The sequence below is a fragment of the Polynucleobacter sp. MWH-Spelu-300-X4 genome (genome assembly GCF_018687515.1).
Classification (GTDB): Bacteria; Pseudomonadota; Gammaproteobacteria; order Burkholderiales; family Burkholderiaceae; genus Polynucleobacter.
In genome coordinates this window covers 665,671-679,257 of the sequence record NZ_CP061294.1, presented here as the reverse complement: position 1 = coordinate 679,257, position 13,587 = coordinate 665,671, and the positions used below count along the sequence as shown (strand labels likewise).

Below are 13,587 nucleotides of genomic sequence, written 5' to 3'. Positions count from 1 at the left end.
CACTGTTCACTGAGAAACCCCCGCTTTGTAAGTTGAAGTAGGTTGACGCCACCAAGTAGAAAGTATCCAAGACTCCGCTGCAAAATAAGTCGGCGGTGGCGGAAACGCCAAATCTGTTTTATATGCGACTCGATGATTTGGACTATACCAATGAGGCACGACGTAATAACTATGGGTTAAAACTCGATCTAAAGCCCTTGTCGCGGTGATGAGATCTTTCCTAGTCTGAGCCTTAACAATCTCACCAATCAAAGCATCCACAACTGGCGACTCCACCCCAATAATATTGTCTGAACCTTTTGTGGTTGCAGAAGCACTACCGTAACGATCCCACAACTCATTTCCCGGGCTCTGAGAATCAGGAAACTTCATGCTCGTCATGAAGAAATCAAACTCCTCCAATCGCTTCTGATACAAAGCATAATCAGTTGTCCTAATATCTAACTTAATGCCTAGCTTTTCCAAATTGCGCGCATAAGCAGATACCAAGCGAGACATGGCCCCACCATCATCCATAAATTCAAACTCAAATGCCTGCCCCTTGGCATTTCTGAGTGCACCATCCTTATATACCCAGCCTGCTTGAGCTAGCAACTCTCTAGCTTGACGCAAATTTTTACGCAAACTTGATGGTGGCTCCGTAGTCACAGGTAAAGTCATTGGACCAAGAGCCTTCAACGGAAAGTGCTTTGGATATTTTTGTTGCAATGACTCTAATATCTTTCTTTCTTGGACACTAGGCGTACTTGCTGGCTGATATGAAGCACCTAAATCACTATTAGAGAAATAGCTGTCAATGCGGTGGTATTGGCCATAAAACAATTGGCGATTCATCCACTCAAAATCAAGCGCCAAAGTCAAAGCCTCTCGCACACGCTGATCTTGAAAAATAGGCTTGCGCATATTCATCACAAAACCTTGCATGCCCGCACCATTACGATGAGAAAAATGCTGTTTCTTAAATGTGCCATCTCTAAATTTAGGGCCCACATAACTTTTAGCCCAATTCTTGGCGCGATACTCGACTAAAGCATCAAACTCTCCCGCTTTAAGAGCTTCCAATCTGGCAGTGTCATCTTTATATAAACGGTAAGAGACTCGATCGAAATTAAATGAACCAACCCGAACATTTAAATCACGCCCCCAATAATGAGGGTTCTTCTTAAAAACGATACTTTTACCAATATCGTAGGTTTCAATCAAATAAGGGCCACTACCAATCGGTGGCTCAAAAGTAAGCTGATTAAATGGCTTACCCATGCCACCTTTATCTTTACCCCATTGATCCGAAAAAACTGGCATCGATCCAACCAGCAAGGGTAATTCAGTATTTTTGCGATGAAAGTCAAAACGTACCACTCGCTCCGACACAACCACCGCTTGCTTCACATCCGCATAAACAGTCTTAAATTGTGGGCTAGCCAATTTGCTCATCAATGTATCGAATGAGTATTTCACATCTTTAGCAAGCACTGGAGTGCCATCATTAAATTTCGGATTGGCCCGCAACTTGAAAGTCACGCTCATTTGGTCTTTCGACAAAGTGACATCCTCAGCCAATAAACCATAAGCAGATGCTATTTCATCTGCACTACCAATTAAAAGACTCTCAAACATTAATTGGCTAACACCGGGAGCAGCAACACCTTTTAAAGTAAAAGGATTAAATTTATCGAAACTGGTTCTACGATCAGGATTTGGCAAATACAAAGTTCCACCCTGCGGGGCCTCTGGATTGACATAAGCGAAATGACTGAATCCCGCTGAATACTTTAAATCTCCGTATTGAGCAAAGCCATGGGCAGCAAAGACTGTTCCAGAAAACAACCCTCCAGCCAACAAAGATAGGCTTAAAATGGTGGTCGAAAATAAGAATTGACTGATTCGCATGTGTAACAATTGTAATTAGACATTTACAAATACATCAAAAATAAATAAGGAAGTAAAAATGGGTTTCTTAGCCGGCAAAAAAATCGTCCTAACAGGTCTACTTTCTAACCGCTCTATTGCTTATGGTATCGCCAAGGCCTGCCATCGCGAAGGCGCTGAATTAGCCTTCACCTACGTAGGCGACCGCTTTAAGGATCGTATTACCGAGTTTGCTGAAGAATTCAACAGCAAGCTGATTTTTGACTGCGATGTGGGTAGCGATGAGCAAATTGACAAGCTTTTTGCTGATTTATCTGCCACATGGCCAAAATTTGACGGTTTAATCCACTCAATTGGCTTTGCACCTCGCGAAGCAATTGCTGGCGATTTTCTAGATGGTTTATCAAGAGAATCATTCAAAATTGCGCACGATATTTCAGCCTATAGCTTTCCAGCAATGGCTAAAGCAGCCCTACCAATGCTAAATGACAAGTCTGCTCTTCTAACTTTGACTTACCTTGGCTCGCAAATGGTAGTTCCTAACTACAACACCATGGGTTTGGCTAAGGCCTCTTTAGAAGCCAGTGTTCGTTATCTTGCCAACTCTGTAGGCCCTAAGGGCGTACGTTGTAACGGCATCTCAGCTGGTCCTATTAAGACATTAGCCGCTTCTGGTATTAAAGGTTTTGGCAAAATTTTAGATTTTGTTGAAGCGAACGCTCCACTACGCCGCAACGTAACAATTGAAGATGTAGGCAATGCTGCCGCATTTTTAATGTCTGATTTAGCTGGCGGCATTACTGGTGAAATTACTTACGTTGACGGTGGCTTTAGCCACGTCGTTGGCGGCATGGCTGAGACCGAATAACCCATCCACCTAATTGAGCGCGTATATAATGGCGCTCTTGCACGGAGAGGTGGATGAGTGGTTTAAGTCACACGCCTGGAAAGCGTGCGTAGGTTAATCGCCTACCGCGGGTTCGAATCCCGCCTTCTCCGCCATGTCAATAGGTAAATAAAGGGGTTAGAAGAAATTCTGACCCCCATTACCAAAATCGTTACCAAAACAGACTATTTGTATATTAAAAATAGAACAACAGATCTGCCGAGATAGTTGTCTGCTTATTATCTGTTGCAGTTGATGGACCGGCATGCGGCACATTACCAAAGAACTTGTCTGAGCTATTGGTTGTTTTTGCCCAATCATGTCTAATTTCAGGTCTGAAAACTAGATTCTTGTTCAAATCAATATTTGCGCCAAAAGTAATCGCTTGAACTATAGCGCCTGGCGTACCTAATGGTGTTAAAGCAAAACCTTGTGGATCTTTAAAGATTTCATAACGTAGGCCATATCTTAAAGATTCAGTTGCTTTATATGTAGCATGAACATTTAGGCCTTTATAAGTAGCGCCAGTGAAATTTTCGTTGCTCAGAACCCATTTTGCGTCACCAGAACCCTCTTGCTTTCCATATAAAAGCTCACCGGCCAACTTCAATCTATTGGTGGGCATAAAGCCAGCCACTAAAGAGTGATGTTGTCTATTTTGACCAGATGACGCTTTGATAGGATGATTAGGATACCAAGTCATTGGATTAGCATTGCTTATATCCGTCTGCTCATCACCTGTTATCAGGCTATAGCTAACAAACTTAGACATATCATTACTTCTCCAACGAATAACTCCATAAACATTATTGTTGTTATTGTTATCACGTCCAACTTGATAACCCTTACCAAAACCAAATTCACCCAAAATCATGCCGTACTGATTTCTCATCAGATTTACCGACATTTGTGCTCCGATGATTTGGTCAATTTGTGAAACAAGCGCATATGTTCTTGAATAAAAGAAATTAGGTGCCTGCCTCCATGATGGGGGAATCTCATAGCCTAAATTAACGCCATATCGACCTATCGTTACAGCCGTACCTAATCCAATAGGTGCATAGGCCTGGGCATAAATCATTGGCAATGAAAAATAATTCATATTATTAGCGTTCGGCGGGATACCTGCAGCACCTTGGTTCATATGCCATGTATTTTCAATACCATTAGCAGCAGACATCAGAGCATCTCGACCATAGTGTAAATCTGCTCGGAAGCCCCAAGAATATTGCTCTGACATAGGGCCTGGTAACGGCGTAATTCTAGGAATAAAGTTAGCTTCGGGCAATTTCTCAATAGCCAAAATCATGCCATTGAACTGGACCCCTTCATCTGATGGCCCCGCAATCGTATTAGATCTTGATTTGTTTTTATCTGATGAACTTGTAACGTCATTTCTTGAATAACCAACTTGAGCCAAACCAAAAATAGTTGCCCCTGTAGCTTCTTTAATAGCCTTACCAACAGTTGTTTCGCCCAATAAGAAATATGAATCTTGGTCTTTGGATTGCGCCGCAACTATAGAAGATACCAACAGTAGAGAAAGAGCTAGTGGCTTAAGTGTTAATTTCATACGAGTCATAAATTACCTTTTAAAAGAAATTGTTAGTTAATTATTGGTTTAGCTACATCTGGTCTACTAATTGATTAGCAAGAATTAACAAATCTGTGGATTTATCTAATCCATCAATAAAACGTTTAGGGATGCCAGAAAGTCCGACCATGGCCCCACTTAGTGCACCTGTTAGCATGGCTCGTGCCAAATTTTGACCCCCACCATTAACTGCATGCAAGACAGCCGACTCAAAGTCATTAGGAAAGCGTGCTGCTAGGTAATACGACGCAGGTAGAAGGCTAAAAACCGCACAAGGCAATCCATATAACAAAGCTACTTTAGAAGCAGGTTCAATTTGAATCGACGCATCCTGTACAGCTCGTGCAATACCCGATGGCGTAATTAATGCATCGGGAGATGGGAATACACCCTCAACTTTAATTTCCTTTTGGCCACGGTCAGGGGCTTCTAACTTACCTTTTGTAATAGTATGAAAAGGTAAAACTCCATCTTTAACCCTAGCCATTAACTTGTCAGATATTTGTGTATCTAAAGCATGCCCTTCAACCAACATCCCTAATACACAGGCATAAGCAACTGTCATTGCCAAGACGGTCCCATCATTCTGTGTAAGTGATGTGTTAGCTATAGCGGAATGAGCCAAATTAGATGGGTTCAGTGCGAAACGTACCGCAATTGCAATAATGCGTTCAACTGCTTCCGTATTGTCTGCATTACCTGCAACATCTCCCCAAGCCAAACCTTCTTGAGTTCTTTTGCGCCATGCATCACGAATAGACTGGCTTGTATATCCACCGGGGCCATTCATTGGTGTTCCGTCTAGCAGAGGAAACAATTCATTATCAAGACGGTCACAAAAATCAGCTTGATCGTAAGTACCACGCTCCACTATTGAACGAAGTACCATTTCAAGAAGTATGCCTGACTGAGAAGATTGGCCTGGCTCTAAATTTTCGTGATAGCGACCTGGGCGAGGTTTTGTATAGCCATCTATCCAAGGGCCATAATCTTCGACTAACTTATCAAGGTCATAATACCAATGTGGGCCAACGCCTAAGGCATCCCCAATAAAAGCGCCCATCAACGCACCAAGAGCACGGTCCCTCAATAATTCTTTATCTATTTTTATTTCTTGTTGGTTATTCATCGCACCCTCAAAAATTATGCTCGGACAAAAAGCCAGACGGTTAATGTCACACCCACAACCACAATAAATCCTCGAAGGACTTTCTCAGGAAGACGATGCATTAACCAATTACCCAAGAACCCGCCACAAACCGCTCCCACCATTAATGCAATCCCAGCAGCCCAATCAACTTGTTCTGAAAATGCAAATATTGCAACCGCAGAAGCATTCATTGCCATAACAAGCATATTCTTAGTTGCTGCCGCCATCCGAACCTGTTGACCGGAAATTGTTAGTACAGCTAACAATAAAAAACCAATTCCCCCGCCGAAGTAGCCACCATACATACCAAGAACAAAGTAAATGCCTTTAGTTAAGTAAGTAGGCAAATATTGTGGGACTTGATTTGATTTTTTTATGAAACTCCCCCAAGCAAATACAGCCGTCGCAAAAAACACCAACCATGGAATCAGTTTGGTAAAAACACTTATCGGGGTATTCAGCAAAAGAACTGCGCCAGCAATACCCCCACTAATACTGATAAAGAAAAGGTTTCTTAAAGAAACTGTATGCACTCCTCCTGCAAGCTTTCTTCCGGCAACAGAAGATGTCACTTGATTTGGGAACAACCCTACTGTAGAGGTGACATTTGCTGACAATGGGTTTAACCCCACCAACATTAATGTTGGCAAAGTAATAAATGAGCCACCTCCCGCCAATACATTCTGTGTACCTGCATAAAGTCCTGCCATTGCGATAAGCAATAACATCAGAGGATCATGAGAATTAAAACCTATCATTTACAAAAATCTCATTTCTTCTTTTTCCACACCGTCACCTCACTAAGCGTGTGTTGGTGTTTACGACGAGTTTCTCGGATCGTAAATGGAACAGCTCTCGGCCCTTCGACAAGATTGAAACTACTACCTAGAATATCTTTTAGACCATCAAGAGTTGTATAGGACTCGCCATCTTTCTTAAATCCACCAATCCACTCTGACTTCTTGGTGTATTCCTCCAACCAAGTATAGGGGGATGCTAAAACTAACAATCCACCCGCATTTAATCGGCTAGCGACAATATCTAAGAAACGTCTTGGTGAATACAGACGGTCAATTAAATTAGCAGCAAGAATAAGATCGAAGTTAGTGAAAATATCCTTGAGATTACAAGCATCGCCTTGCCAAAACTCCACTTTTTTAGCAGTACCGCTCAAACCTAAAGTATCCAAGCGACGTTCGTGATAACTAACTAAATCACCCTCTTCAGGAATCGTATACCTTATTGAACCAGTCTCTGCCATACGAAGCCCTACCTGTATGAATCTAGCAGAGAAATCAATACCAATTACCTTATCAAATACTTGAGCGAGCTCAAATGTGGCACGACCAGTGGCGCACCCTAAATCTAATGCTCTAGCTTGAGAACCATTTCCATGTTGGCGGTGAGCATCAATTGATAATTCGGATAATGCCTTCATAAAGTTGGGCACACCAAATGCTTCATCTCCGTAATGAAATTCATCATACATAGAAACCATTGCATCAGTCTCATAAGAAGAAATTGGATTAGTTACCGGGGTATCTGTCATAACGTACCTAAAGCCTGCGTGTTGAAAAAAGTGACGACGAAATGCGTATCTAGAAACATGGCGAGATTCATTACCCGCAGAGATCCAACTTCCACCTTTGATGATGTTATGTCGATCATCAAATGTTGGGCTAGTGAAATCATCATATATTGGGTGAACATCAAAACCGTCAAATGGGTAGGTTGGCGTCTCGCACCACTGCCATACATTACCCACCACATCATTTAACTCACCATGCTTAAAACGATTAACCGAACAGCTAGAAGCCCAGTAATCAAGATGAAGGTTAGCGCTAGCAGGTGCGTCATGTGGCACATCAGCTAGCTGAGCATGATCATAAATCCGATTCCACTCATCTTCTGTTGGTAAACGTACAGGTTCACCTGTTTTCTCCGATTTCCAACGGCAAAAAGCTCTAGCCTCAAGACAATTAGTTTCTACAGGCCAATCCCAAGGCATTAGTACTTCTTCGGCTAATAAACGTAACCTCCAACCATCAGCCCCCTTCACCCAAAACGTTGGATGTAGAGCTTGTGAGAATTTTTTCCACCCCGCACCTTCTTCATCCCAGTATTTTTGGCTTTCATAGCCACCATCTTCCACAAATTCCAAATATTCCCCGTTTGTAACTAGATAACGAGAAGTTTTGAATGCAGGAACTTCAGCATGGTGATGGCCATATTCATTATCCCAACCATAGATAGGGTCAGCTAAAGAACGTCCAAGATCAACTTTTCCACTTGGTATGCTGACTAACGTATTAACTGGTGCTTGATCGTGCTCACGACATGGCTCCCAATCCTTGTGGGGATTTACGTACTTCAAATCATGCTGCCGCATTAATACTGAAGAAGTTTCCAAATGAATACGTTCATGTTCAATTCCCATTAGCACAGCCCAAAATGGGTCATTCCACCCTATTGGCAATGAGAAAGGCGTATGTCGAATCACTCCATCAATAACATCTCTTGCCTTTTTTCTATAAGAACGCACCTCTTCCACCGTTGGCCAATCATACCGAGCATCGTCTAAATCATCCCAACTCATTTCATCGACACCGACAGCAAACATTGATTCCAATCGTGGATCAATACGCTTATCAATCAAACCGGCTAGGATGAACTTATTAATAAAGAATGTTGCGGTATGTCCAAAATAAAAGATTAAAGGATGACGCAAAGAAATTGGCTTCTTGTAATAAGCCTCATCACAACTTAATACCTCAAACAACGATTCGTAACGATCAAATGTGGCGTGGAAATAATCTAATAACTCAGCACGCTTCGCTTCTACATCATTGCCAGCCAAAAATGGTGTTCGTGTAAATCTGGTTTGCATTTTTTAACTTCAATTTAGTTCTCAATATGGTTATAGTATTGCTATACTTTACTTAGGTAAAGTACGCACCTTTTGGTTCCTATAAGGTTTTATATGACAGTAAATCGCAAAACAAATCCATGTTTTAAAGAGTGCCCATCAAGACGCTTCATTGAGCTAATTGGTGATAAGTGGGCTTTATTGGTATTGCATGCTTTAGCCAATGGCTCACGTAGAAACGGCGAGTTAATGAATGAGATTCAAGGCATTTCACAAAAGATGCTGACGCAAACCATTCGTCGTCTAGAAATAAATGGCCTTGTAGCAAGACATGACTTCAAGACCATTCCACCTAAAGTTGAGTACTCATTAACTGAATTTGGAAGTTCATTCAAAGATGTTTTAAATACACTAGATGATTGGTTAGATCTCCATATTCCTGAACTTGTAGCCTTACCTGCTTAAATATCTAATGACTTACTCATTCGACAAAATTATTGGTCGCCGTGGCACTAACTCAAGCCGCTGGGATCAATATCCGTCATCGGATGTTTTACCTCTGTCAGTTGCAGATATGGACTTTGCCATTGCGCCGGAAATACAAGAAGCTCTTATTAAACGTATTGAACATGGCATCCTTGGATACTCCACTCAAGGAAACTTAGTAGAGAAAATTCAAGATTACCTAAAGAAAGAATATCAATGGTCTGTTAAGGCTGAAGATATTCTTATATGCTCTGGTGTTGTTCCCAGTTTATATATGATCCCAAGATCTTTGATGGATCAAAACGACCACGCCATATTGCCTGCTCCCATCTATCACCACTTCTTTTTAGCAATGAAGCAGGCGAATCGCTCATATAGCTCGTCACACTTGAAACTAGAAAATAATCGATGGATATTTGACCTAAATAATTTAAATGATATTGGTCAAAAAAATACCAAACTTTTAATGCTGTGCAATCCTCAAAACCCGGGGGGCACAGCTTTCACTAAAGAAGAACTTTTAGCTATTGGCAAACTTTGTGAAGAGAAAGATTATCTAATTTGTAGTGATGAAATTCATGCACAGCTAATCTTAGATAAAGGCGTAAAACATCTTCCGATAGCTAGCTTAAGCCCAGAGCTATCCGACAGAACTATCACATTAATGTCCTTAAACAAGGCATTCAATTTCCCTGGAATTGGTCTATCGTGGTGCATTTGTACAAATCCCGATATACGTAAAAAACTACAGCATGATTTAGCATCACAAGCATCACACCCTAATGCACTCGCTTATGTAGCAACTAATACAGCACTAGAACAAGGATGGGCTTGGCATGCAGAACTAATTGAATATTTAAGAGGCAATCGTCAATTAATTAAGGATTGGCTCGCTATTCATAATCAAGTTGTATGGCATGAATCCGCAGCAACTTATTTGGCGTGGTTAGATTTCAGCAAGTTAGGCTGGAACAATGTTCATCACCACCTACTCAACCATAAACTAGCATTATCAGCAGGCAATCAATTTGGTCAAGAATACAGTCAATTTGCTCGGTTAAATTTTGGCATTCCAAGAGAGTTACTTATGGAAGCTCTTAACAAGATTACAAAAGGAATTAATGCCTAATGGATCTTCAATTTATCACCATATTCTTCAATAACAACATTGCCATTTTCCTCACTGCTATTACTGGCTCAATCATCGGTGGTTTTTTAGGGGCAAAAATGGCCTTGCGCTCCAGAACTAGAAAAAATAGACCCTCAAGATTTTCTAAGATCAAAAAATGGCTCACATACAGAGTTGATGTTGTTAATTAACGCTAGGCACCAAATCTGTAAAGAGGTGGCCCGGCTTGGGCACTGATTCACTCAGCATCTTATATTGCGGAGATAACGTCCGCCATACATAGCCTTTTATCAAAGGTTTCGACGTCGAAATCATGGAGTTACCAAAGTTTGTTACCAAAATGTTACCCATTGAGACTCAACATGCCTAATTTAATTAGGCGTGGTGTTACCTTAAAAATGTGAGGGGGTCGGCTTCTCCGCCAGTTGTTATAAAGAAAAAGCCCTTATCACTAAGGGCTTTTTTATTGCCTAAAAAATGTTTACTGATTAGCCAGCTTATTACTCAGCTTTTTTACGCATGAACTCAATAACCTCTCCAACCAGACCTCTGCGGAAAGCCAATACGCAAACCACGAAAATAGCCCCCAACACAATCGTACTGAAAGATCCAATACCAGCTAAGTAGTTTTGCAACCCGACCACAACTGCAGCTCCCACCACTGGGCCTAAGATCGTACCGATACCACCCAAAATAGTCATTAGAACCACTTCACCAGACATATGCCAGTGAACATCGGTTAAAGAAGCCAACTGGAAAACCAACGATTTGGTTGAACCAGCCATACCAGCTAAGGTGGCGGAAATAACAAAAGCCAATAACTTGAACTTGGTAACGTCGTACCCCAATGAAATGGCCCTAGGCTCGTTCTCACGAATCGATTTCAACACCTGACCAAATGGTGAATGAATCGTACGCAAAATCGTAGCAAACCCAATCGCAAAAATAGCCAATACAAAGTAATACAAAGCCAAGTCAGAAGATAAATCGATAATTCCTAAGAATGCGCCGCGTGGCACACCCTGAACACCATCTTCACCATGTGTAAATGGCAACTGAAGCGCCAAGAAGAAGATTAACTGAGACAAAGCCAAAGTGATCATTGCGAAATAAATGCCCTGGCGTTTAATCGCAAGATACCCAAACAGATAACCAGTCACCATGGCATAAAACATACCCGCCAAAATACCCAACTCAGGCGTCCACCCCCACTCTTTACACACATGCGCTGTAATGTAAGAAGCTCCGCCAAAGAAAGCGGCGTGGCCAAAAGACAAAAGCCCTGTGTAACCCAACAACAAGTTAAATGCGCACGCAAATAAAGCGAAGCACAACACCTTCATCATGAAAACGATGTAAATAAAATCCTGAAAAGGTACTAGCACCAGTAGTGCCAACAAAATCCAGTACAACGTTTGAGAATTAATTTTCATTTTTCTTTCCCAAATAAACCAGCTGGACGCAACAACAAAACGATCGCCATAATCACAAAAATAACAACCCCTGAACCCTCTGGATAAAACACTTTAGTCAAACCCTCTAATAAACCTAAAGTAATACCCGTCACGATGGAACCCATAATCGACCCCATGCCGCCGATTACCACCACAGCAAACACGACAATAATCAAGTTAGAACCCATCACTGGGTTCACCTGAAATACAGGTGCCGCCAATACGCCAGCAAATGCGGCCAAGGCCACGCCAAAACCATAAGTCAAAGTAATCATCAATGGCACATTAATGCCTAATGCTTGAAGCAATTTAGGATTTTCCGTACCAGCCCTTAAATAGTTGCCGAGCTTGGTTTTTTCAATCACATACCAAGAAGCGAAGCAAACCACCAAAGAAGCCACAATCACCCATAAGCGGTAAATTGGTAAAAATAAACCTAAGCTTTCTATCTGCATACCACCCTGTAAAGCCTCAGGAACAGGATAGCTTTCACCTGAAATACCATACCAATGACGGAAGATCCCCTCCATCACCAAAGCCAAACCGAAGGTCAGCAATAAACCATATAAATGATCTAAGTGATACAAACGTTTCAACATGAATCGTTCAATCAACATACCTACCACCCCCACAATAATGGGTGATAGGAAAAGGGCTACCCAATAATTAACAGCTAGGTCTGGCATACCTAACCAGTTACCTAATTGAGTTAACCCAATCCAAGAAACAAAAGCTCCCAGCATGTATTGCGCACCATGCGTGAAATTAATCACATTTAACAAACCAAATATGATTGCAAGACCCAAGCTCAGGATTGCATAGAAAGACCCATTAATGAGCCCAACCAACAACTGAGCAACGAGACCTTGAGGCGTAATGCCTAACCATTCAAACATGATGCGACGCTCCGAGATTCTTTAAAAAATTATTTCTTAACCAATTTGCATGTGGATTTTGACAAAGGCAAAGTAGCATCTTTTGCTGGGATAACAGCACGCACATGGTAGTAATCCCATGGTGTTGTTGACTCAGATGGCTTCTTCACTTCTAGCAAATACATATCATGCTCAAACTTACCATCAGCACGGATTGTGCCTTTGAATAAACCGTCATTAATTGGTGTTGATTTCAACTTAGCCATCACAGTAGCTGTGTCATCTGTCTTAGTAGCTTCAACTGCTTTCAAGTAATTCATAACAGATGAATAAACACCGGCATGAACCATTGTTGGCATACGCTTGTGCTGAGCGAAGAAACGCTTAGACCAAGCACGTGTTTGCTCATTAAGATCCCAGTAGAAACCTTCTGTCACAGTCAAACCTTGCGCTGTCTTTAGACCCAATGAATGAACATCAGAAATAAACATCAACAAAGGAACAATTGTTTGTTTTTGGTTAATACCAAACTCAGCCGCCTGCTTAATCGCATTGATTGTGTCAGCGCCCGCATTAGCTAAACCGATCACTTGCGCACCAGAAGCCTGGGCCTTCAACAAGAAGCTAGAGAAATCGCTACCTGGGAATGGGTGGCGAGCTGAGCCCAACACCTTACCGCCATTAGCAGTCACCACTGCAGAAGTATCTTGCTCAAGACTGTGCCCAAACGCGTAATCCGCTGTCACGAAATACCAAGTTTTCTTACCAGTTTTAACCATGGCACCTGCAGTACCAGCTGATAAAGCGTACGTGTCATAAGTCCAGTGAACGTTCGTTGCTGTACATTTAGCATTTGTAATCGCACTAGAAGCAGCACCAGAGTTCAATGTAATCTTGTTCTTTTGCTCAGCAACTTCCATTGCGGCCAAAGCTGCACTCGTTGTAACCAAGTCAACAATCACGTCTACTTTTTCTTTGTCAAACCACTCGCGTGATTTGTTAGCTGCAATATCAGCCTTATTTTGGTGGTCAGCAGAAACCAACTCAATTTTCTTGCCCAATACTGTTTTGGTTTTTGAGAAATCCTCAATCGCCATACGCGCAGCAACCACAGAACCCTGTCCTGCCACATCAGAATAAGCTCCTGACAAATCTGTCAAAACACCAATCTTGACAACATCATCACTAACTTTTTGCGCTTGCACACCCGCTGCAATAGCTGAAAAGCTCAAAGCAGCAATAGCTTGTGCGATTAATTTACGTTTCATCTTCTAACCT

12 protein-coding genes and 1 tRNA gene are annotated in these 13,587 nt (G+C 41.8%); 5 read left to right on the top strand and 8 right to left on the bottom strand.

The window, feature by feature from the left end; translation table 11 throughout:
- Nucleotides 1-6: 6 nt before the first annotated feature.
- A complete protein-coding gene (locus ICV01_RS03545) occupies nucleotides 7-1,890 on the bottom strand; it encodes an extracellular solute-binding protein (protein ID WP_215288674.1) in 1,884 nt (627 codons plus the stop codon).
- A gap of 58 nt (nucleotides 1,891-1,948) precedes the next feature.
- On the opposite strand from ICV01_RS03545, the gene fabI reads away from it, so the two are divergent.
- A complete protein-coding gene (gene fabI / locus ICV01_RS03540) occupies nucleotides 1,949-2,737 on the top strand; it encodes an enoyl-ACP reductase FabI (RefSeq protein ID WP_215288672.1) in 789 nt (262 codons plus the stop codon).
- Between the two features lie 43 nt (nucleotides 2,738-2,780).
- Nucleotides 2,781-2,871 (top strand) — tRNA-Ser (locus ICV01_RS03535).
- Between the two features lie 80 nt (nucleotides 2,872-2,951).
- Here the strand turns inward: ICV01_RS03535 and ICV01_RS03530 are convergent.
- Genes ICV01_RS03530 through ovoA form a run of 4 tightly spaced genes read right to left on the bottom strand, consistent with a single transcriptional unit; the run spans nucleotide 2,952 to nucleotide 8,386 of the window.
- Nucleotides 2,952-4,337, bottom strand: coding sequence for an outer membrane beta-barrel protein (locus ICV01_RS03530; RefSeq protein WP_215288670.1), 1,386 nt, complete (start codon nucleotides 4,335-4,337; stop codon nucleotides 2,952-2,954).
- A 43-nt stretch (nucleotides 4,338-4,380) separates the two neighbouring features.
- Entirely contained in the window at nucleotides 4,381-5,478 is a 1,098-nt protein-coding gene (locus tag ICV01_RS03525) for an ADP-ribosylglycohydrolase family protein (RefSeq protein WP_251369384.1), read from the bottom strand.
- 14 nt (nucleotides 5,479-5,492) lie between these two features.
- Nucleotides 5,493-6,257, bottom strand: a complete 765-nt coding sequence (locus ICV01_RS03520; RefSeq protein WP_215288668.1) for a sulfite exporter TauE/SafE family protein — start codon at nucleotides 6,255-6,257, stop codon at nucleotides 5,493-5,495.
- Between the two features lie 11 nt (nucleotides 6,258-6,268).
- On the bottom strand, nucleotides 6,269-8,386 hold the full coding sequence (gene ovoA, locus ICV01_RS03515; RefSeq protein WP_215288666.1) for a 5-histidylcysteine sulfoxide synthase: 2,118 nt from the start codon (nucleotides 8,384-8,386) through the stop codon (nucleotides 6,269-6,271).
- Nucleotides 8,387-8,479: 93 nt separating this feature from the next.
- On the opposite strand from ovoA, the gene ICV01_RS03510 reads away from it, so the two are divergent.
- The 3 genes from ICV01_RS03510 to ICV01_RS03500 are packed head-to-tail and all read left to right on the top strand — an operon-like array spanning nucleotide 8,480 to nucleotide 10,171.
- On the top strand, nucleotides 8,480-8,830 hold the full coding sequence (locus ICV01_RS03510; protein WP_215288665.1) for a helix-turn-helix domain-containing protein: 351 nt from the start codon (nucleotides 8,480-8,482) through the stop codon (nucleotides 8,828-8,830).
- Between the two features lie 7 nt (nucleotides 8,831-8,837).
- Complete coding sequence (locus ICV01_RS03505; protein ID WP_215288663.1) at nucleotides 8,838-9,980, top strand: MalY/PatB family protein; 1,143 nt, start codon at nucleotides 8,838-8,840, stop codon at nucleotides 9,978-9,980.
- Nucleotides 9,980-10,171, top strand: a complete 192-nt coding sequence (locus tag ICV01_RS03500; RefSeq protein WP_215288661.1) for a hypothetical protein — start codon at nucleotides 9,980-9,982, stop codon at nucleotides 10,169-10,171. Before ICV01_RS03505 ends, ICV01_RS03500 begins: the two co-directional genes overlap by 1 nt.
- Nucleotides 10,172-10,480: 309 nt before the next feature.
- Here ICV01_RS03500 and ICV01_RS03495 read toward each other — a convergent pair whose 3' ends face one another.
- The 3 genes from ICV01_RS03495 to ICV01_RS03485 are packed head-to-tail and all read right to left on the bottom strand — an operon-like array spanning nucleotide 10,481 to nucleotide 13,577.
- The gene (locus tag ICV01_RS03495; RefSeq protein WP_215288659.1) at nucleotides 10,481-11,413 is read right to left on the bottom strand and encodes a branched-chain amino acid ABC transporter permease; all 933 of its coding nucleotides are present in this window, start codon (nucleotides 11,411-11,413) and stop codon (nucleotides 10,481-10,483) included.
- Nucleotides 11,410-12,330: a branched-chain amino acid ABC transporter permease gene (locus ICV01_RS03490; protein WP_215288657.1), complete on the bottom strand. Its 921-nt coding sequence runs from the start codon at nucleotides 12,328-12,330 to the stop codon at nucleotides 11,410-11,412. The genes ICV01_RS03495 and ICV01_RS03490 overlap by 4 nt, the downstream gene beginning before the upstream one ends.
- Nucleotides 12,331-12,359: 29 nt before the next feature.
- The gene (locus ICV01_RS03485; RefSeq protein ID WP_215288655.1) at nucleotides 12,360-13,577 is read right to left on the bottom strand and encodes an ABC transporter substrate-binding protein; all 1,218 of its coding nucleotides are present in this window, start codon (nucleotides 13,575-13,577) and stop codon (nucleotides 12,360-12,362) included.
- Nucleotides 13,578-13,587 lie beyond the last annotated feature (10 nt).